At 60.8% G+C, this 19,754-nt stretch carries 25 protein-coding genes; 13 read left to right on the top strand and 12 right to left on the bottom strand.

Features of this window, described 5'->3' with window-relative positions; translation table 11 throughout:
- The first annotated feature begins 6 nt into the window (after positions 1-6).
- The 3 genes from argS (at position 7) to gnd (ending at position 3,335) form a co-directional block, all read left to right on the top strand.
- Entirely contained in the window at positions 7-1,743 is a 1,737-nt protein-coding gene (gene argS, locus ATE71_RS09990) for an arginine--tRNA ligase (RefSeq protein WP_040590197.1), read from the top strand.
- Positions 1,744-1,834: 91 nt separating this feature from the next.
- Positions 1,835-2,098, top strand: a complete 264-nt coding sequence (locus ATE71_RS09985; RefSeq protein ID WP_003045008.1) for a hypothetical protein — start codon at positions 1,835-1,837, stop codon at positions 2,096-2,098.
- 259 nt (positions 2,099-2,357) lie between these two features.
- Entirely contained in the window at positions 2,358-3,335 is a 978-nt protein-coding gene (gnd, locus tag ATE71_RS09980) for a phosphogluconate dehydrogenase (NAD(+)-dependent, decarboxylating) (RefSeq protein ID WP_003045013.1), read from the top strand.
- 145 nt (positions 3,336-3,480) lie between these two features.
- On the opposite strand, the gene ATE71_RS09975 is transcribed toward gnd, so the two are convergent.
- Positions 3,481-3,723 carry a hypothetical protein gene (locus tag ATE71_RS09975; protein WP_152998726.1) on the bottom strand — a complete coding sequence of 81 codons (243 nt, stop codon included), beginning with the start codon at positions 3,721-3,723 and terminating at the stop codon, positions 3,481-3,483.
- 232 nt (positions 3,724-3,955) lie between these two features.
- Between ATE71_RS09975 and ATE71_RS22100 the strand changes: the two genes are divergently transcribed.
- The 5 genes from ATE71_RS22100 (at position 3,956) to ATE71_RS09955 (ending at position 6,986) form a co-directional block, all read left to right on the top strand.
- Positions 3,956-4,189 (top strand): hypothetical protein, encoded by a 234-nt coding sequence (locus tag ATE71_RS22100; RefSeq protein ID WP_152998725.1) that lies wholly within the window; start codon positions 3,956-3,958, stop codon positions 4,187-4,189.
- Between the two features lie 38 nt (positions 4,190-4,227).
- Positions 4,228-4,830 (top strand): peptide-methionine (S)-S-oxide reductase, encoded by a 603-nt coding sequence (locus tag ATE71_RS09970; protein ID WP_011540442.1) that lies wholly within the window; start codon positions 4,228-4,230, stop codon positions 4,828-4,830.
- A complete protein-coding gene (locus ATE71_RS09965) occupies positions 4,827-5,663 on the top strand; it encodes an MBL fold metallo-hydrolase (RefSeq protein ID WP_196795411.1) in 837 nt (278 codons plus the stop codon). Before ATE71_RS09970 ends, ATE71_RS09965 begins: the two co-directional genes overlap by 4 nt.
- 250 nt (positions 5,664-5,913) lie before the next feature.
- Complete coding sequence (locus tag ATE71_RS09960; RefSeq protein WP_003045020.1) at positions 5,914-6,450, top strand: MarR family winged helix-turn-helix transcriptional regulator; 537 nt, start codon at positions 5,914-5,916, stop codon at positions 6,448-6,450.
- A gap of 41 nt (positions 6,451-6,491) precedes the next feature.
- Positions 6,492-6,986, top strand: a complete 495-nt coding sequence (locus ATE71_RS09955; protein ID WP_003045023.1) for a YkgB family protein — start codon at positions 6,492-6,494, stop codon at positions 6,984-6,986.
- Positions 6,987-7,263: 277 nt separating this feature from the next.
- Here the strand turns inward: ATE71_RS09955 and ATE71_RS09950 are convergent, their stop codons facing one another.
- From ATE71_RS09950 to ATE71_RS09940, 3 genes are all read right to left on the bottom strand, one after another.
- A complete protein-coding gene (locus tag ATE71_RS09950) occupies positions 7,264-8,688 on the bottom strand; it encodes a dihydrolipoyl dehydrogenase (RefSeq protein WP_003045026.1) in 1,425 nt (474 codons plus the stop codon).
- A gap of 81 nt (positions 8,689-8,769) precedes the next feature.
- On the bottom strand, positions 8,770-9,750 hold the full coding sequence (locus ATE71_RS09945; RefSeq protein WP_003045029.1) for a YeeE/YedE thiosulfate transporter family protein: 981 nt from the start codon (positions 9,748-9,750) through the stop codon (positions 8,770-8,772).
- Entirely contained in the window at positions 9,747-10,652 is a 906-nt protein-coding gene (locus tag ATE71_RS09940) for a LysR family transcriptional regulator (RefSeq protein ID WP_040590183.1), read from the bottom strand. The genes ATE71_RS09945 and ATE71_RS09940 overlap by 4 nt, the downstream gene beginning before the upstream one ends.
- Before the next feature lie 407 nt (positions 10,653-11,059).
- Here ATE71_RS09940 and ATE71_RS09935 point away from each other — a divergent pair, with 407 nt between their 5' ends.
- The 4 genes from ATE71_RS09935 (at position 11,060) to grxC (ending at position 13,045) form a co-directional block, all read left to right on the top strand.
- Complete coding sequence (locus tag ATE71_RS09935) at positions 11,060-11,698, top strand: peroxiredoxin-like family protein (RefSeq protein ID WP_160328030.1); 639 nt, start codon at positions 11,060-11,062, stop codon at positions 11,696-11,698.
- Between the two features lie 96 nt (positions 11,699-11,794).
- Positions 11,795-12,238 (top strand): peptide-methionine (R)-S-oxide reductase MsrB, encoded by a 444-nt coding sequence (gene msrB / locus ATE71_RS09930; protein ID WP_003045036.1) that lies wholly within the window; start codon positions 11,795-11,797, stop codon positions 12,236-12,238.
- A 2-nt stretch (positions 12,239-12,240) separates the two neighbouring features.
- Positions 12,241-12,756 (top strand): peptide-methionine (S)-S-oxide reductase MsrA, encoded by a 516-nt coding sequence (gene msrA, locus ATE71_RS09925; RefSeq protein WP_003045039.1) that lies wholly within the window; start codon positions 12,241-12,243, stop codon positions 12,754-12,756.
- 13 nt (positions 12,757-12,769) lie between these two features.
- Entirely contained in the window at positions 12,770-13,045 is a 276-nt protein-coding gene (grxC, locus tag ATE71_RS09920) for a glutaredoxin 3 (RefSeq protein ID WP_003045043.1), read from the top strand.
- 73 nt (positions 13,046-13,118) lie between these two features.
- Here grxC and ATE71_RS09915 read toward each other — a convergent pair whose 3' ends face one another.
- The 5 genes from ATE71_RS09915 to ATE71_RS09895 form a co-directional block, all read right to left on the bottom strand.
- On the bottom strand, positions 13,119-14,030 hold the full coding sequence (locus ATE71_RS09915; protein ID WP_003045047.1) for a cation diffusion facilitator family transporter: 912 nt from the start codon (positions 14,028-14,030) through the stop codon (positions 13,119-13,121).
- A gap of 146 nt (positions 14,031-14,176) precedes the next feature.
- A complete protein-coding gene (locus ATE71_RS09910; protein WP_003045050.1) occupies positions 14,177-14,890 on the bottom strand; it encodes a ZIP family metal transporter in 714 nt (237 codons plus the stop codon).
- Positions 14,891-14,994: 104 nt separating this feature from the next.
- Positions 14,995-15,387: a RidA family protein gene (locus ATE71_RS09905; RefSeq protein WP_003045053.1), complete on the bottom strand. Its 393-nt coding sequence runs from the start codon at positions 15,385-15,387 to the stop codon at positions 14,995-14,997.
- A 159-nt stretch (positions 15,388-15,546) separates the two neighbouring features.
- A complete protein-coding gene (locus tag ATE71_RS09900) occupies positions 15,547-16,536 on the bottom strand; it encodes a cytochrome P460 family protein (RefSeq protein WP_003045056.1) in 990 nt (329 codons plus the stop codon).
- 60 nt (positions 16,537-16,596) lie between these two features.
- On the bottom strand, positions 16,597-17,331 hold the full coding sequence (locus ATE71_RS09895; protein ID WP_081611190.1) for a cytochrome P460 family protein: 735 nt from the start codon (positions 17,329-17,331) through the stop codon (positions 16,597-16,599).
- A gap of 467 nt (positions 17,332-17,798) precedes the next feature.
- Between ATE71_RS09895 and ATE71_RS23045 the strand changes: the two genes are divergently transcribed.
- Positions 17,799-17,921, top strand: coding sequence for a hypothetical protein (locus ATE71_RS23045; protein ID WP_268801421.1), 123 nt, complete (start codon positions 17,799-17,801; stop codon positions 17,919-17,921).
- A 22-nt stretch (positions 17,922-17,943) separates the two neighbouring features.
- Here ATE71_RS23045 and ATE71_RS09890 read toward each other — a convergent pair whose 3' ends face one another.
- From ATE71_RS09890 to ATE71_RS09880, 3 genes are all read right to left on the bottom strand, one after another.
- Entirely contained in the window at positions 17,944-18,180 is a 237-nt protein-coding gene (locus tag ATE71_RS09890; protein WP_049754565.1) for a DUF5818 domain-containing protein, read from the bottom strand.
- Positions 18,181-18,254: 74 nt separating this feature from the next.
- Positions 18,255-18,917: a thermonuclease family protein gene (locus tag ATE71_RS09885; RefSeq protein ID WP_003045064.1), complete on the bottom strand. Its 663-nt coding sequence runs from the start codon at positions 18,915-18,917 to the stop codon at positions 18,255-18,257.
- A 231-nt stretch (positions 18,918-19,148) separates the two neighbouring features.
- Positions 19,149-19,481: a helix-turn-helix domain-containing protein gene (locus ATE71_RS09880; RefSeq protein ID WP_003045066.1), complete on the bottom strand. Its 333-nt coding sequence runs from the start codon at positions 19,479-19,481 to the stop codon at positions 19,149-19,151.
- Positions 19,482-19,754 lie beyond the last annotated feature (273 nt).

The raw sequence follows: 19,754 nt of genomic DNA, 5'->3' as shown, positions 1-19,754 counted from the left end.
ATGGCTGTGTCGCTTCATGCGCGCATCCTTGATCATCTCGCGCGGGTAATTGGCGATCTGCAGGTGGCGGGGGACGTTCCTGCGGGCCTCGACCGGGCGGGGCTGACCGTGGAGCGTCCGCACGACCCGGCGCATGGCGATCTGTCGACCAACGCGGCGATGGTCCTGGCAAAACTTACCGGCACGCATCCGCGCCAACTCGCTGAGAAGTTGGCGGGCCGGTTGGCCATGTTGGAGGATGTTGCAGACGTGGCCGTCGCTGGCCCGGGCTTTGTAAATATCCGGCTGACCGACCAGGCCTGGCAAAACGAGCTGGCGGTGATTGCGGACCAGAAGGACCGCTACGGCATGTCGCCCGTCGGCGCGGGTAAGACGGTGAATATAGAGTTTGTCTCGGCCAACCCGACCGGTCCGATGCATATGGGGCACTGCCGAGGGGCAGTGGTCGGAGATGCGCTCGCCAACCTGCTCGCTTTCACCGGCCATCGCGTCATCCGCGAATATTATATCAATGATGCCGGCGGGCAGGTCGATATTCTCGCTCGCTCGGCACACCAGAGATATCGCGAGGCGTTGGGCGAGAGCCTCGGCGAGATAGCGGAAGGTCTATACCCGGGCGATTATCTGAAGCCGGTCGGGGAGGCGCTGGCCGCCGATTTTGGGGGCCGCTATGCCGACGCCCCGGAGACGGACTGGCTCGCAATCTTTCGTGCGCGGACCGTTGCCGCGATGATGGAGACGATCCGCGAAGATCTGGCGCTGCTCGGCATAAGTCACGACCGCTTCGCGTCGGAGGCGGACCTCGTCGCTGCCGGAAAGCCGGATGATGCCGAGGCCTGGCTGCGCGAGCGCGATCTTGTCTATGACGGCGTTCTCGAACCTCCGAAGGGTGAAGTCTCCAAGGACTGGGAGCCGATCGCGCTGCCGCTGTTCCGGTCGACGAAATTTGGCGATGACCAGGACCGTCCTATCCGTAAACCGGATGGGAGCTGGACCTATTTCGGCGTGGATCTGGCCTATCATTTCGAGAAGGCGCGCGATGCCGACGAACTGATCGACATCTGGGGCGCCGATCATGCCGGGACCGTGATGCGCATCGTTGCCGCCGCCGAAGCTCTAACCGAAGGCAGGAAGCGGTTCGACGTCAAGCTGGTGCAGATCGTGCGGCTGCTGCGCGCGGGTGAGCCGGTCAAGATGTCCAAGCGCGCAGGCAATTTCGTCACGCTGGCCGATGTCATTCGAGAAGTCGGAAAGGACGTCGTTCGCTTCATGATGCTGACCCGCAAAGCGGAAGCGTCCATGGACTTCGACTTTGCGACCGTCGTCGAGGCATCGAAGGATAATCCGGTCTTCTATGTGCAATATGCCCATGCGCGGATTTGCTCGCTAGCAAGCCGCGCGGCCGAAGCGGGTATCGAGTTGGGCGACCCGCCCGATCTCGCTCTTCTGGACGGTCCGAGCCTTACGCTTGTGAAGCGTGCGGCAGAATTCCCCCGCATCGTCGAGGCGGCTGCGGCAGCGCGCGAGCCGCACCGGATCGCCTTCTTCCTTGAGGGGCTGGCCGCGGAATTCCATGCGCTGTGGAACACAGGAAATGCCGACCCGACGCGCCGCTTCGCCTACCCGGAAAACCTGCCGGTTAGCCGCGCGCGGTTGTTCCTGGCCGCCGCGATCGGGCAGGTCATCCGCAACGGCCTGGCGCTGATGGGGGTTGAACCGACACATGAGATGGAGAGGGCCTAGTCGAATGCGCGCTTGTTCCTGGGGCTCGTTGCGCGCGCCAGAGTTGGCGGGCCCGAACATGCTGTGCGTCTTCTGATACTGGTGGAACGAGATGGAGCTTACCGATTTCGACGCTGCCTTCAAAAGGCTTCCCGAGGGTCATAGCGAAGGCATTCACGAAGGCCGGCGTTTCGGCTTGATCGTCCGGCGGTCCGACGACGGGCGCCGCAACAGCCTGTTTGCCAGGGAGTTGGCTGGGACCGACATCGTCAGCTTCAACCTGTATCGGTTCACATCAGGCAAAACATCGCTCAAGCCGTGCGAGATGTCTGCGAAAAAGGTCGTGGATTTCGTGCTTGGCTTCCAACCGGACTGAGGGTGTCGCAGTCGCTGCTCTGTTCGCAATGTCCGCCCCGGCACTGCGCATGTCGCTAAATGGGTATCGAAACTATAGCGCCTGGTTATTGGACTTCGTCTGGCGATGAACTCATCCTCCATTCAGTGCCAAGGCGCGGCGAAATTTGCATACTCATGGTAACCTGCCAGCGAGCGGTGCGGTCTCGTTGGATCGTGACGGCGGGGCGTTGGTCGGAACTGTCCGCGCCGGGTGAACTTCTGACAGAAGGATTTGAACAATGCGTCTTGCAATGATCGGCCTCGGCCGCATGGGTGCCAATATCGCGCGTCGGCTGATGCGCGGCGGCCACGAGGTCGTCGCCTTCAATCGCGATCCGGCCGCGGTTACTCAGCTCGCCGGTGAAGGTGCCATCGGAGCGAATTCGCTTGAAGATGTCGTCGCCAAACTCACTGCGCCGCGGATCTTCTGGGTAATGCTCCCGGCGGGCGCTCCCACCCAAGACACGGTCGACAAGCTGATGGAATTGTCGGAGCCCGGCGACATCATCATCGATGGCGGCAACAGCTTCTACAAAGACGACATCAAATGTGGTGCTGCGGCAAGGGACAAGGGGCTCCATTATATCGATGTTGGCACATCAGGCGGGATATGGGGGCTCGAACGCGGTTATTGCATGATGATCGGCGGCGACAAGGAGATCGTCGATCTGCTGGATCCCATCTTCGATACGCTCGCGCCGGGCTATGGTTCGATCGTCCGCACCATTGGACGCGACGCGCCCGACAGTCGCGCCGAGCGCGGCTATATCCACGCCGGCCCAACCGGCGCCGGGCATTTCGTCAAGATGGTCCACAACGGAATCGAATATGGCCTGATGCAGGCCTATGCCGAGGGCTTCGACATTCTCAAGGGCAAGTCCTCCGAACGGCTCGAGCCTGATGAACGCTTCGACATCAACCTGACCGACGTGGCCGAAGTCTGGCGTCGCGGCAGTGTCATCTCGTCCTGGCTGCTCGACCTTTGCGCGATCGGCCTGGCCAGGGATCCGATGCTCGAGCAATTCACCGGCCAGGTCTCGGACTCTGGCGAGGGCCGGTGGACGATCGATGCGGCAATGGAAGAAGCCGTCCCGGCCTATGTCCTTTCGGCCGCCTTGTTTGCGCGCTACCGCAGCCGCGTCGACCACACTTTTGGCGACAAGCTTCTCTCGGCGATGCGCTTTGGCTTCGGTGGGCATGTCGAGATGCCGCAATAAGTGACGCGTCACGCTATCCGGCGCTATGAAAACTATAGGCACAGCCTATTGGAAAAACGTCTGGCTCACTGCGATAGTCGGCGCAACGGCTGACACAGAAGCGACGGCGTGCCTGACGCTGCGCCCCAGGATGAATGAGAGCGTCTTAGCCGAACGGACAATCTTCAACGGCGCCGCGGTTCGTTAAAATAGGTACGGCCGCGAAGACGATGAAGAGAACAAGGGAGCTCGCGCCACAGTGCTGCACCTCATCGAGCCAGAGATACTTCCATCCGGCGCCTTCATCTTCACGCCGATGGAACTGACGGTAATCGCACTGGCGCGGAGCGAGAAAGGCCAAAGGTTCGGATCGCGAGCCGGTCTCGCGCAGGCCCTCTTCAAGAAACATCAACTTCTCCCGGGACGGCGTGCAAATGGGACACTCGCTGATCCCCGGCTCGAAATACTCCGCGCGTTCGTTAACCTCCTGCATCGGCGGGGCCAGCGGTTGGCTGCGGCGACCCAGACATTACGCGAGGCCGGCTTCAGCAGCGTGCAGGAAACCTGGCTTCGTTCGGAATGTGCACGGCCGCTCTGACTTACTGCGTACCTTGAACCTTGCTGCCGGAAGGCAACCATTTATGATCAATATCTTCGGAACTTCCCTTTGGTTCAAAGACAACAAACCCCGTGCTTGGCGCGCATTGCGACTTGCATCGGTCGCTTTCGTGATCCTCGGGTTAGTCGGCCTGTATTTGCGCCCAGCGATGATGCATGTCCACAGTCCACTGCTACTGGGCGTTCTTATCGGCGCGCTGATGCTTACATTGATTGCGTCCGCAGCCAGAAGGCTCAGGCGCGCGAGACGGCGCTGATCCGCGGAAAGAAATACGTCTAGGCGCGAGAGGTGAAGATGGCGAAGATCGGCTTTGGAGGGGGGTGCCATTGGTGCACCGAAGGGGTGTTCCAGGCGCTGCGCGGCGTTGCGCAGGTCGACCAGGGCTTTGTCCAATCGGACGCTCCGGCAGATAGCTGGTCAGAAGGGGTGATCGTCACCTTCGATCCTTCAATCATTCCGTTGGCAACGCTGTGCGAGGTGCATCTGAGAACGCATTCAGCCACCCGGGCCCGCTCTCCTAGCGACAAGTACCGCAGCGCGATCTATATTTTCGATGACAACCAGCGGCATGAGGCCGAATTGGCGATCGTCCGATTTGCCGAGGAATTCGGCAATACGGCGCATACCCTGGTTCTGCCGTTCAGAAGCTTCAAGGCTTCGGACGAGCGTTACCAGAACTATTATCGAACCGATCCGAGCCGACCCTTCTGCCGCCGCTTCATCGATCCCAAGCTGGACTATATTCGGCAGCATTTTTCGGAAGTGGCCCTGCCTGAACCGAACTCTGTCGCCGAGCACGCTGTCGATCGCGACAATGTCTCGCAAGACCCCGCCAGCGCTGGGATAATGACTGACAGTTCTTCATCCATCGCAACTCAATCAAGGACGTCGCCATGATGATCAAAAAGCCATTCACTATTCTCCCTCTCGCCCTGGCGCTGCTTGGCCCGATATCCTCTTCTCCCGGTTTAGCGGCTCCGACGCCCGCCGCGGTGCCCGACACCATAGCCGGGACCGTCCGCCAGACCGCTCCCGCAATTTATCGATTTACGATTGGCGATGCCCAGATAACGGCATTGTCGGATGGGTCGGTCCCGCTGGACCTGCACCAGTTGCTGCGCGGCGTCTCGGCGCAAACGATCGACGAAATTCTTGCCCGCAGTTTCCTAGCTAATCCCGCAGAGGCTTCGATCAACGCTTATCTGATCGACTTCAACGGGCGGCGGATCCTTGTCGATGTCGGTGCCGGCGATCTTTTCGGCCTAGGCAACGGCGGCAGGCTGCTCGAAGCGCTGGCAGCAGCTGGGGCCGCGCCGGAGACAATCACCGACATACTCATCACCCATGTCCACAGCGACCATAGCGGCGGTCTCACGAAGGCGGGCAAGATCGTCTTCCCGCGCGCGACGGTCTATGCCGGCGGTGCAGATATTCGCTTTTTCTCCGATGTTGCCAACGCGGCTAAAAGCGGGATCGACAAGCGCTTCTGGACCCAGACCGAGCAGACGCTGACGCCCTATGTCACGGCCGGCCGGGTGAAGCCGATCGATACCGATGGCGAAGTCGTGCCGGGCATTCGTGCCGAACTGCAGCCTGGGCACACCCCGGGCACCGCCTTCTACACCTTGACCAGCAAGGGGCAGAGTATCGTCTTCGTCGGCGATGTCATCCACGCCGGCGCGGTTCAATTTCCACGCCCCGACGTGACGATCACTTTCGATGTTCGCTAGGACGAGGCGCGCGCCGTGCGGAAAGCCGCGTTCACCCGCTTCGCTCGCGACCGTATGATGATTGCGGCGCCCCATCTTCCGTTCCCGGGGGTGGGTCACATTGCCGCCGACGGATCCGGCTACCGCTGGTACCCCATCGAACAGACGGATCGCGAGCCCATGAAGGAGAGGCTCAAGCTCTGAAGCTCGCATCGCCTCTTGCATTCTCCAGCCGCTGCGCTATTTATATGCGCGACGCATATATACTGGAATGCGATTGACCAAGGACGCTTCACCTTCCGATCGGCTGATCAATCTCTTCGGCGCCCTCGCGCAGGGGGTGTCGGATGAGATGCGCGGTGCGATATCACAGCGCTTTCCGGCCGGCGGGGAGACCGCGGCGGCATTGAGCCTCATCGGCCATGAACCGGGCCTTTCGATCGACCAGATCGGCAAGGCCCTGCGCCTGTCGCATGCCGGTGCTGCCCGCGTGGTCGAACGGCTGGTCGCTCAGAATTTCGTCTCGAAATCGCAATCCCCCGGCGATCGCCGCGTCATGCACGTGTCGTTGACGTCCGGCGGCGAGACGGAACGCAGGGCGCTCCTGAATCTGCGCAGCACAGCGATCACCGGGTTGCTCGCTGCGGTCGGCGAGAAGGACCGCGCTGCGCTGGAGCGCGTCGCGGAAACCATCCTCGCGTCATTGCCGCGCGACGAAGTGCGCGCGCGCACGACCTGCCGTTTCTGCGACGAAGAGAAGTGCACCAACTGTCCGACCGACATCGTCGGTCCCGGAATTACAAACTGACGCCTCTCGCCACATTTCCATCAACAAAAAGGGCATTGATTATGAGCTTATTGGAGAAATATTCATTCAGCGTCCCCGAGCATCAAATGCGCGAACTCGCTCTGCTGCGATGGGCCCTAGTCATTGTCTTTCTGTGGTTCGGCGGCATGAAATTCACGGCTTATGAGGCGCAAGGCATTGCCCCATTCATCGAACACAGCCCGCTTATGAGCTGGCTTCACCCGCTGTTCGGCGTCCAGGGCGCCAGCCAGTTCATCGGCACGATGGAACTCGCCACGGCCGCTGCCCTGATCCTCGGTGCATTCAAACCGATTTTCTCGGTCCTCGGCGGCGCCATGTCGGTGGCGACCTATACCATCACCTTGACATTCTTCTTGTCAACGCCTGGTGTCGCAGAGCCGACCGCCGGCGGGTTCCCGGCCATTTCGGCCATCCCCGGGCAATTTCTGTTGAAAGACGCCGTTCTGCTTGCCGCTTCGCTGGTATTACTCTCGGCGGCTATCCGACGGAAAAAGCCTGCCGACGCCCAGGTCTAAGGCACCAACAAACCGCAAGTTACGATGCGGACCTGTGGCGGGGAGCGTGAGGCTCCCCCAGCGACAGGCGCCGCGAGCTTGCTCATCGATCCTCGCGGGCTTTCCGCCCCACCGGGGAGGTGAGGCCGGAACGCTATGCTTCGCTCGCGCGAGCAGGAATCAGGGCGGATCTCCCCCTCGGCCGTGCGCGATCCAGGCTCGGGCAAAGGCTCTGCCGGATTTGCACCGTTGCAAGGTGCCGATATTCTATCCGAGCCGAAGGCGGGCACCGCTTGGCCTAGCCTCCCGGACCACAGTCGATGCAGCGCAGCGGCGGATTCGGTCCGAACCCGAGATGGTGGTTGAGGTGGCGAAGCGCGGTGCGCAGCCCTTCCTCAATGACAGGATGATAGAAGGGTCGTTCGAGCAATTCGGCGACGGTGAGCCGGCTCTCGATCGACCAGGCGAGGAGATGAGCGAGATGTTCCGCCGCTGGACCGAAGATTTCGGCGCCAAGCAGCAACCCGCTCGGCCGATCGCCATAGACGCGCAGCAATCCCCGGTTGAGCCCCAATATGCGAGCCCGTCCCTGGTCTTCGAACGACACTTCGCCGATGGCGAAATCCATCCGGTCGCGAAGAAGGTCGGCATGGCTGCGCCCGGCGATGGCGATCTGGGGATCGGTGAAGACGATCGTCAACGGGGTCCGGCGCGCGCGGCGATAGCTGTGCGGATAGCGCGCGGCATTTTCGCCTGCCACCCGGCCTTCGTCCGCGGCCTCGTGAAGGAGCGAGAGATCGACCGCCGAGTCGCCCGCGATGAAGATGTCGCTGTAACTGGCGCGCATCGACAGGTGATCATAAGTGGGGACGCCATGGGCATCGAGCGTGAGCGAGGTGTTTTCCAGTCCGAGATTGTCGACATTGGCCCGTCGGCCTGCGGCCGCGAGGAGATAATCGAACCGCTCCTCGCCCCCCGCTGACCGGACGATCACAGCGTCCCCGTCGCGCGCGACGCTTGCATCGGCTGCCATCCAGTCGATAGGAATTTCGCTCGAGAACTGTGCCGCCGCATAAGCCGCGACGTCGGGATCGGTGAGCGGGCCGACGCTGCCGCCGCGCCCATAGATATGGGTGCGGACACCGAGGCGATGCAAAGCCTGCCCGAGCTCCAACCCGATCGCGCCGGTGCCGAAGACTGCAACCGAGGACGGCAGATCGGTCCAGTCGAACAGTTGGTCGTTGAAAATCAGCCGATCGCCCGCCGGTTCCAGGCCTGCGGGTACGACCGGCCGCGAGCCCGTTGCGATCACGATGCTGCGCGCGCTGATCTGCTTGCCGCTCGCAAGTTCGAGCCGATTGTCATCGACAAAACGCGCCTGCTCGCGAAGCAGGCCTCCGGGTGCAAACCCCGCAATCGCCTCGGTGGCGAAGCTAACAAAGTGGTCGCGCTCGGCGCGGACGCGGTTCATGACCTGCACACCATCGACCTCGACGGGTCCGGCGCGAAGTCCGAACAGGCCGACGCTTTCGGCACGGTGGCGCGCCTCTGCCGCAGCGATCAGCAATTTGGAGGGCATGCAGCCAACGCGGGCGCATGTGGTCCCCAAGGGGCCGCCATCGATCATGACGACGCGATCGCTATATTTGAGCGCTTCCCGGTACGCCGACATTCCAGCGGTGCCCGCGCCGATTATCGCCACGTCATAGTCGAAATCGGTCATCCCGCTGTCCCTTCCTGATTACACGATGCGCATATTGCGCGCATCGAGCGCGCAAAAACAGTTGGCCCGTGGGCATGGTTTCTATGCCCTGCGGGAATAGTTTGTGGCGGCGAAGATGAGCATGAGGGTCAATGTCATCCCGAAATAGGCGGTCAGGGCATGGGGAGCGAAGGAGGGCAGCCCGTAGACGATGATGACCCCATTGCCGCCCGGGATGAGCTGGGTGGCCAACCCCATGATGGTGCCGCCGACGAGATGCCGCGAGCCTTGACGCCAGTTGGTGCCGCGCAACCGGAAGCTGGCGGAGCGGACGGCTGCAAATAGTCCGCCGCCGATCATCATCGCGGTGCCCAAAAGCGCCGGCAAAGGAGAAATCGGGGCGAAATCGTGCATGACGAGCTGCGAGGCGTAGCTGGACAGGAGGCCCAGATAGGTCCAGCTCCCGGCGCAGGCGTACAGCAGGCCGCCGCCGATGCCGATGATGAGCATGGCCTCGAAGGGACGCATCCGCGCGCGTCCAAGCAGCATCTTGCGCCAGCGCGACCGGCGGCGCAACAGTCGCAGGCGCGGCCAGCTCCACCAGCAGACTGCGGCGAAGGCCAGCCACGCCGCTATCGCGGCGAGCGGTGACGTCGCAAGCAGCGAGGGCTCGGGAATTTGCTGGGGCCTGTAGACTTTGGATATGAACGAGGCGCCGATTACCCAGCCGGCGAGGGTCAGAAGATATCCGAGCCTGCCGCCGGTCAAATGCGCGAGTGTTCCAAAGCCGCAAGCCTGGTTCGCCCACGCGCCGATCCCGTAAAGACACCCGAACAGGAAAGCCTGGATCAGCTGGTCGTAGCCCGGGGACAGATGGAAAACAGCTGGTGCGGTCCATGCCAGTGGAACAAGCAGAAGCCCTGACCAGCAAGCCGCCGTCGCGAACCCGATGAACTTGTCGGGTCGGCGCCGCACGACAAGATCCTGCGCCGCAACGACCACGCAGACCGTCCCCCGCCTGATCGCGAAACCCATCGCAAAACTCAGCATCGAAGCAGCGATGGCAACCGCAATAGCGTTCATGAGAGCAAGCCGGGTCGCTCATCGGCAAAGATCGCGTTCATCTGCGGGCGGAGCCAGTCGAGAAAAGCGCGCACTCTCGCGGTCTGGTCGCGGCCAGCCGGCAGCAGGGCCCATAGATCAATGTCTTCGAGCATATGGTTGGGCAGCAACTCGACAAGATCGCCGGTATCGATCAGATCGGCGACGAAGGGCCGGGGCAACATCGCATAGCCGAGACCGGCAAGCGCTGCCGACCGGGCTGCGTCGTCGCTGTCGAGAATGAGCGCAGGATGCACCATGATCGCGATGCGCGCGCTGCCATCGCGGAAGACCCAGCTATTCTTCGCATGATGAAGGCGCGAGATGATCGCGGGCTGCCCCATGAAATTGTGCGGGGCGTCGAGACCATTTTCGGCCTTGTTCGCGACCAGCGCCATCCGCGTGCGCGCCATGCGAGAGGCGACGAGCGCGGTGTCGGCGAGCGTGCCAATTCGCAGCGCGATATCCACGCCCGATGCCACGACATCGGTTTCGCGATCGGTGATCTCCAGATCGAGCGTGACTTCGGGAAAGCGATCAGAGAATTCCCGGAGACACGGCACGAGATGCAGCCGGGCAAGGCAAGTCGGGACCACGACGCGCACCGGTCCGGCGAGACGGCCCCCGTCTTCCTTGGCGGCAATCTCCGCGGCGGCGGCGGCTGCAATCGCACGCTCGGCGCCGTCGCGGTAGCGACGGCCCGCCTCGGTGAGCGTCAGGCTGCGGGTTGAGCGCTGGAACAGCCGGACGCCGAGATAGGCCTCAAGCTGCGCCACGGCTTTCGAAATCGATGGCTGACCGACATTGAGCCGTCGCGCCGCCGCGGAAAAGGAACCCGCCTCGGCCACGGCGAGGAACTGCTCCATGACGGCAAGTCGATCCATTTCATTCCCCTGCGGAATAGGTCCTATCGACTCAACCCATCTGCCGCAAGCAATCGCTACAGCCTAAATACGGCTCATCCGCAAAAACGGACCCGAGACAAAGCCTCCTGGAGTTTTGAGATGACCATCATGAATGCCAGATCAGAACCGACGCCGCTTTCGCGGCCCTGGATCGCGGGGTCCGTTTCCTTGCGGGTTGCGGCGGCCTTCCCTTACCGCCGCAAAAGCCTCGAGCCCGGACGCGACGTCCGAGCCGGTAATTCCCCTTCCCGGCTTCGTCGCTTCGCTCGATCCACCTTGGGCTGGGCGTGACTCCCGGCGCCCGGCTCGAGGTGGACATTGAAGGAAAGGCTGGCGCGAGCCGCGCCAGCCTTTCCCCTCCCCAATTTTCGATGCAGAAGAGTCGAATGAACTTCCGAACGGACATGAGCATGATCGAGCAAGCCTATTTCCAGGCAGCCGGCGACGAGGGGAGGGTGGCAATCGCCGAAGGCGATCGGCAGATCCTGGCCATGGGCATCGAGGTCTCGGCTGTCCAGGCCGGAGATGTCGCGCCGGAGTTCCTGCTGGAAAACGCCCTCGGCGGCACAGTCTCGCTGCGTGGCCGATTGATTGGCGGACCAGTGGTCCTGAGTTTCTTTCGCGGCGGATGGTGCCCCTTCTGCCGCGCCGAACTTCGGGCGATGTCGAAGGCGGCGCAAGCGGTCGAGGATAGAGGAGCGAGCCTGCTCGCGATCTCCCCGCAGCCGCTCGCCGACAGCATCGCAATGGCGCGGGCCGAGGAAATGACGCTTCCGTTGCTCGCCGATCGCGGAATGACGGTCGCGAGCGATTATGGCCTCGCCTTCGAACTGCCCGAGAGTATGCGCCGGGCGGCGCTTGCGGACGGGATGGTCGCAGGCGACGACGGCGCCGACTGGCGCATTCCGATGCCGGCAACCTATGTGATCAGTACCGACGGGATCATCAGATATAGTTTTCTCGATCCCAATTATCGCAACCGGCTCGACCCGGCGGTTCTCATGAGCATCCTCGACCGCCTCTGAGCCAAATTTCGAATTTCGGGACTGTCTCCACCGGCGCGCATGCGGCGCACCGGGGTGGAAAGACGTGCCGCAACTGTCAGACAAAGGAGATATCGAATGACCTACCTCAAGACCAGCGAAGCCATTGCGAAGCTGACGCCCCAACAGCGCCATGTCACCCAGGAAGGCGGCACCGAGCGTGCCGGCAGTGGGGAACTGCTGCACAATAAGGAGCCCGGCATCTACGTCGATATCGTCAGCGGCGAGCCCTTGTTCGCCTCGACCGACAAATTCGATTCCGGCAGTGGATGGCCGAGCTTCACCAAGCCCATCGTCCCCGCCAATGTCGATGAAATACGCGACGACAGCTACGGGATGATCCGCACCGAGGTGCGCTCGGCTCATGGCGACAGCCACTTGGGACATGTGTTTCCCGACGGTCCGCGCGACCGTGGCGGCCAGCGCTACTGCATCAACTCGGCTTCACTCCGCTTCGTCCACCGCGATGACATGGAAGCCGAGGGCTATTCCGAATTTCTGAACCAGATCGAGGAGAATTGATCATGACCGAACGTTCCATCCTTGCCGGCGGCTGCTTCTGGGGCATGCAGGACCTGATCCGCAAACTCCCCGGCGTCGTCAGCACCCGTGTCGGTTACAGCGGCGGCGATGTGCCGAACGCGACCTATCGCAACCACGGCACGCACGCCGAGGCGATCGAGATCAATTTCGATCCCGATCAGATCAGCTACCGCCGGATCCTCGAATTTTTCTTCCAGATCCACGATCCGACCACGCGCAATCGCCAGGGCAACGACCGCGGCGGGAGCTATCGCTCGGCGATCTATTATGCCGACGAAGCGCAGCGTGAAACCGCGTTGCAGACGATCGCGGACGTCAACGCATCCGGCCTCTGGCCGGGAAAGGTAGCGAGCGAGTTGGAGCCGATTGGCCCCTTCTGGGAGGCGGAGCCGGAGCACCAGGATTATCTGGAGCGCCGTCCCAATGGTTACACCTGCCACTTTCCGCGCGCCGCCTGGGTCCTTCCATCGGCCGGCGAGCAGTCTGAGGCAGCTTGATCGGAGACATGAAATGAAACCGAACATAACCCTCTATACCAAGGACTATTGCCCCTTTTGTCACCGGGCCAAGGCGCATCTTCGCGCCAAGGGGGTGACCGACTGGATCGAAATCGACGTCGAAGATGATCCGGTGCAGTTCCGTGCAATGCAGACAGCGTCTGGTGGACGCAGGACGGTTCCGCAGATCTTCATCAACGGTACGCATGTGGGCGGGTCGGATGATCTGGTGGCGCTCGATGCCGACGGCGGCCTCGATTTGCTGCTGCGCGAAAAGATGCTCGTCTGAAACTAACGGGCGTCCGCCGAACAGCGGGCGCCCGTTTGCGCGTTACCGTGAGCCGCCCCGGAGTTGCTCGCGCTTAGAGCCAACGGCGATCGGCCGTGAAGTCGATCGTGAGCCAATATCCGGGGCGCAGCCCGCCCATCGCGTCCGCAAATTCCTGACGAATGGCGTCCTGCTCGCCAAGCGTCATCGTGGTCGATGCCGCGACACCGACAAAGCCGATCTCGATAAACCCTGCGCGGCCGACCTGGGTCACATAGGATTGATGCTCGACGAAGCCGTGCCGTGCCGCGACTTCGCGTGCGATGCTGCTGACCTGCGCATCGAGATCGGCTGGCGCGATCTGCAGTATCTCGCGACCGGCCGCTGCCAAGGCCCGAAGGGGAAGCGGAGCCAGGAAGATTGCAAGGAGGATGAGGATTGCCGGATCGAAATAGGCCGAGAGCTTCTCCGCCTGCGTTCCCTCGAGCACGACCGCGGTGACAAATGCGGCGCTCAGCCCGGCGTTGAGAAGTGCGCCGAAAAGCCACGCGGCCGCGTCGATATTCAGAAGCGAGGACCCGAGGCCGCGAGCGCGGCGCCGGATATAAATATACATCCCGAAGCCGATGAGCGCGCTCGCGCCGGCATATCCGATACCGGGCCCGAAACTCACGTTCCGTCCTCCCATCATCACGGTGTCTACTCCGTCAATCAATGCATAGGCGCAGGCGAGGAGCAGAACGCTGCCGTTGACGAACCCAAGCATCGGCTCGATGTGCCAGTAGCCATATTGGAACCGGCGGTCTGCGCCACGCGCGATCAGCCGCGCGGCGAAAAAGGCGGCCAGCGTAAGCCCTGCGTCGGCAAGGCTGTACACACCGTCGAACAAGATCGACTTTGCGCCGCTCAACAGGCCAATAGCGATGCCAACAAGGGAAAGGGCGAGGGTGCCGGTGGCGGAGAACAGGAGAAGCCGTTGTTCCTTGCGCTCCGAATGCGGTCCCAATTTCCATCTCCAATATTACAGCGGTCCAAGGGCCGTCACCTGAGGCTGTTATCGTAGCGAGTTACGCTGCCGGCGATGTATTTCCAACTGGCCTGACCTAAGGATGAAGCTGCAGTAAGATCTGCTATTCAAGCCCGCCCCGCATATCAAACATGATGTTGCACCAGCAGAAACGCCGAAAGAAAGCCCGTCACGGTAATCAAACCGATCATCGGCGGCGCGTGATCGAAGGCTTCCGGGATCATGGTTTCCGCGAGCATCGCCAGCACCGTGCCTGCAGCGAAACAGAGAATGACCGTCGTTGCGTCGGTTGAGACTGATCCCAAAGCAAAATTCCCGAAGGCGGCTGTGAGCCCTATCAGGAGCGGGATGCCCGCCCAGATCGCGTAAATGTAGCGTCGTGATCGTCCAGCCAGCTTCATCCCCGAGGCGCTTGAGAGTCCCTGAGGAATGTTGGCGAGGAAAAACCCGGCGACGACGCCCATCCCGATCTTCCCGCCGCCAACCATAGACAGGCCGATCACGAGTGCTTCGGGAATGCCGTCAAGAACCGTCCCAACAGCAATCGCGACGCCGCTTCCGGCATGCTCATTTTCGGTCGTTTGCTTCACGCATTCGCCGCAACGTTTCCTATTTTTCGCGCCGCTTGTGGCGAGATACCAGTTGATGCCGCTGAAGATTGCCGCCCCTCCCAGCAACGCTGTGATCGCAGCGGCGGACATGCCAGTTTTGATTGCGTTCCCCATAAGCTCGACAGCGACAATGGCGATAAGCACGCCGCCGCCAAACCCCATCACGGTCGCGATGAGGCGATGAGACAGCCGGTTTGAAAACAGGTCCGCGACAACGGCACCGATCAAAAGGCCGCTGGCTGTAAACAGGCCCCAAAGGCCAGCTCCGAGGAAATCAGCGATGACGCGACTTTCTTTCGTTTCGGATTTTACTGGCCTAGCACGGGTTGCGGTCAGTCTGGAATGCGGGCGATTACCTTGATCTCGAAATCGAATCCGGCCAGCCAGTTCACACCAAGTGCTGTCCAGTTCGGATAAGGCGCTTCAGTGAAGATCTTGCTCTTCACGGCCATAATCGTTTCGAACTGATTTTCGGGATCGGTATGGAAAGTCGTTAGATCGACGATGTCGTCAAATCCGCATCCCGCAGCCAGCAGGGTCGCTTCCAGATTTGCGAAGGCCAGCCGAACCTGCTCCGCGAACTCTGGTTCCGGCGAACCGTCTTCACGACTTCCGACCTGGCCGGATACGAAAAGCAAACGATCCGACCGGATCGCTGCGGAATATCCATGCTCTTCGTAGAGAGCATGTCGGTTTGCGGGGAAAACCGCATCACGTTTGGCCATGTGTCATTCCTTTGATTGAGGACATTCGGGCCTTGGCAAAAAATCGCCCTTGGCTGAATAGTCCGTTGAGTTGTTTTGTGCCTCAAGCATCAATCTGACTAGCCACCTTCAGTGGCTCATGCGTCTTACCGCCGCTCGCGAGCGGGAAGCCGCCGTCGACTACTGTGCGACGCTTTTCAGATAGACGATGATATCGCGGCGCTGACCCGGATCCTTGATCCCGTTGGGGAAGAGATTTCCCATGCGATTCCCGGGAATGAAGGATTTTGGCGCCTCGATATGTTTGTCAATATTGTCGGCTGTCCAGGTTATGCCGGAATTCCGTATCTGGTCCGAATAATCAAAGTTTGGCACGGTGCCCGCCTTGCGGCCGACGACGCCAGCCAGCGTTGGTCCGATGCCGGCACCACCAGGGTTTATGGAGTGGCATGCCCTGCAAGTCTTGTCGAAAGCCATCTTGCCTGAAGCCACGCCGCTCGTCATGGCCTGCGTTGCGACGGCGGGAACTATCCCGGGCGGGTTACCTCTATGTGAATTCACCGGCAGGCCGACTTGGCCTTTCTCACCCAGCGCTGGGTAGGCATAGGTGTAAACCCATTCGGATGACTTGGCCGGAATGTGGCATGATTTGCAGTCGGTTTGGTAATTCGTCGCCGTTTGCTTCTTGGTGTCGGTCGGGTCGAATTGCGCCCAGCCCCACCCGTCACCCCAGAGGGGGTTGCCCGCGAACCGTCCCTTGCGATCCTTCACCATGAGGAACCAAATCTTGCGATCACCGGCCCAGGATGCGCGGCCTGTGACGAGGTCGGCGCTCTTCGCAATTGTGACTTCCTTGATCAAGACTGCGCCGTCAGGAAATTTCCCCGCGCTCCGAAAGGCGTCAACATCCGCCGGTCGGGAATAGACGGAATGAATTTCTGCCTCTCCCGAGGGCGCCGTGACCGACCAGGTGCCAATGAACATGTAACTCTCGGGGAAGTCTGCGGGAAAGGAGATCGTCCCATCTTTGTTGACCAGCGACGCGTAAGTATCGTCGGGCGCACCCGCATCGCTCTTTTTGCCGCAGGCTGTGGTGAACAGCGCGACGGCGCAGATGACCGCAATGGTCTTCCCGGTCAGCAAATCGTCGTTCCTATGAGCACTGAGCATGGCCGCTGCTCTTGCATCGCCTGTCGCGCCGCAGACGCCGATGGCTGCAGCAGCGTCATGTCAACCGCGGGGGAGCGGTAGCGGATCGAGTATGGGCTTGTAGAATTTGATGTAGACCATGTCTTCTGCATTGGCGATGTGGCACCCCGCGCATTCGTCGACGGATTTGAGCGCTGCCGTGGCCAGATAGGGCGGAGCGGAATGATTGAAGTTGAAATAGCCCCAGCCATTTGAATCGGCGAACCGTTTGCTGTCCTTGACTGAAACGTCGAGGCCATTGGGCGGACCGGGAAAATATCCTCGCCCGGATGGTGCCGTCGTTGATCCGTCAGGAAATTCGCCTTTCGGATCACTGACGAGCTGTAGTTCCTTGATCATCATGGTGCCTTCAGGCCATTTGCCGGTCGCCCGATAGGCCTTGAAGGCTGCTGGCTGCGTGTAGACATTGTGGAACTCGGGAAAAGACGCTTTCCCGCCGTTAAGACCGTGCGGTGTCAGCGGCGCCCCGAGGAAGACCAACTCGCGAAAGTCTTTTGGTTGGACCAGCTGTCCTTTGGCATCCCAAACGGGCGGGATATCGATCTCGGGATAATTGGGGTCGCGAGCGACGGCCGCTTGCGTTCGCGGTTCCGCACTGTCGGATTTCTCGCCTTCCCCTGATGCGCCGCCGCAAGCCGAAAGTGTCGATAGCAGGAAAGCCGCACTCGCGACGCTCAAAAACGATTGATTATAGACTGGAGTCACGGCACCCGTCCTCTTCTTGAAATCAATATATGGTATCTGATCATCCAGCATCGTGGGAGAGATGTCCAATAGCCGGTCGGTATAGTTTCAATAGTTTGAAGGCCTATAATTTTTATATAACCCATTGAACTAAGTGATTTTATTGGTTGGTTCAATGTTTTCGACAATTTATGTGCCGTTCAGCTAATGAGTATGCTGGTCGTTGCTCGACCGACGACGTTGAGCGCGAGCTGCTCAACCTACGGGGTATATGCAACGCAAAATCTTCGCCCGGATGAAATCGCCAGATCGAGAATCGCTTGTGCGAGCCGCAGTCGCCCATGGCCAGCCGGCGCACGGCGAACGTCCGCTTCTCTTCGGTTCAGACTGAAAGCGGCCTGACCGAAAACGGCCAGAGTCGGCGGTATCGCACGCCTGAATGTGAGTTCGGGGGGTGTCGCCTATTCCGTAGGATTTTGTCGCCACCAAGCGTGGATTAATCGCTTTCCTACAATATTTCGCGCTGTCATGCCGAGCCTATGCAAGTACGCGGAACCAAATGGCGCGACCGGGCGCTCGCTATCGAATTCTGGATTGCGACCGCGTTGATGGGTGGCTCATTCCTCGTCGGGGCATGGCAGGCGCTCAAATATTTGTTCTAGCGGTGCAGGTGGTGCAGTGGGGCTACGCGCCGGCCGCCAGCGGCGAAGAAGCAATATTCTCGGGAGCCACACCGTCGACATCGACCAGGTCTTCACCGACCACGATGCCGGTAATGCGAACACGCTTTTCGATATGGTCGACCGGAACGCGGTGGAGGTCGAGGCGCCACCGACCGCCAAGGTCACGGCGAAGCGAGAATCCGCCCGCGTCGCGGAGCAAGGTTCCCGTCTCTTCGATTCTCGTGCCGATCATCATCATGTCGTTGGCCTACCCAAAGTCGCAACACCGCGCCAGAAACTTTGGATGAAGGCCTTTCAACCCAGCCTAAATGCTCAGCGCCGCCGAAATGGCTCGCAAGCCACCCCGTCACCGTCGCCATCCATTTCTGGCCGATATCCCGGCTGACCGCGGTATAACGGCGCAGCACCCGCTGCCCATGCCGCATTGCAATTGCGGTAATAGACGCCGGACGGCGCCGGTGATGCAATAGGCTGACGCACGGCGGATGCCTGCGGCTTGGGCCGATGTGCCCTGGGATTGGCGGCCCGATAGTCCGCTGGCTTTTGGAAGTCGGAACTCCAGATGCCTAGTTTGAGGGCCTTGGCGCGCGCCTCGGCGCCGAGATAGCGATCGCTAAACTGAGGCAACGCAACTGCAAGGCCCGCTTCGACCATGGCTTGGCCTAGATCTATCTGCCGCGCGGTGCAGCTGGCGACGATCCGGTCATAGTCATCAACATCGCGCTGCTCACAGCGCAATTCGGCACCATTCACCAATTGCCCCAATTTCGCCATCGCTTCTTTCCCACATGCCCAGCTTTGACCCTGCCGCGAACATGTCTGATAAAGCTCGGGGGCATCGACGCCATGTAAGCGGACGGCAATCCCTGCCATGTCGAGGGAGTCGCCGTCCTTTGCACGGCCCGTTCCACTAATGTCCTGCGCGGACGCGGAAAGCGGGGTCAGCGCGAGTGCGATTACAAAAAGCCATTTCATGGGAAGGATTCTAGCGCGGTTAACTTACCAATTTCTTGAACATCCTCGATCGATCGAGCCGAATGTCCGCTATGCGAATATTCGTCCCAAAGACCGGCTGACAGAACCGGCAATAGCCGAATCGACCAAAGCGCCGACCGCGCCGAACTCCTTTGCTGCGGACGTGGCGCCGGTGACGACCACGACGGTATGGGTAGGGCATTAGAACCAGTGCTAAGAGCGCCCGCTCCGCTACCGCCCGGACCGACGGTTCTGCATTCCCTTTATAATGTCTCCAAGAACCAAGCGATCTTGGTGATCGAGAGATTTCAGATCACGGTACATGACGAGCAAATGCTCGTCATCGCTATCTTCGTCCGGCTTCTCCCCGACAAGGCTTGCGATAGATACCTCAAAATGATCGGCGAGCTTTCGGACAAGTTCGATCGACGGATTCTTGGCGGTGCCTTTCTCAAGCTCCCAGATATGCGCCTTCGACGCACCGATGGCGTCAGCCACTGTTTGAAGCGATTGCCGCTTTGCCGTGCGAAGGTTCTGCAGCCTCATCGCCAACGACATGTCCATGACCTCCCTCGACACAACCTAACATGAGAGCAACGCCATAGGAATCAAAGAGCGTTCGGTCAAACGAACGACTTCGTCCGACCGATTGACTCTAGTCGTTGTCTGATATAGCGAACGATAACGTAACTACGAATCTTACTGATGGCATCGCATGAACCACCGTCGGGATACCATTCCCCACCCTCGCATCTGGGCAGTCCACTCGGCAGCGAAACCTGGGGTCTCGGACCGATCATCGCTTGGCCGACATGCGAAAATGATACGCACTCGGAG

The organism is Sphingopyxis sp. H115 (assembly GCF_001468465.1).
Classification (GTDB): Bacteria; Pseudomonadota; Alphaproteobacteria; order Sphingomonadales; family Sphingomonadaceae; genus Sphingopyxis.
The sequence above is the reverse complement of the archived record's forward strand: the minus strand, read 5'-3'. Positions and strand labels throughout refer to the sequence as shown.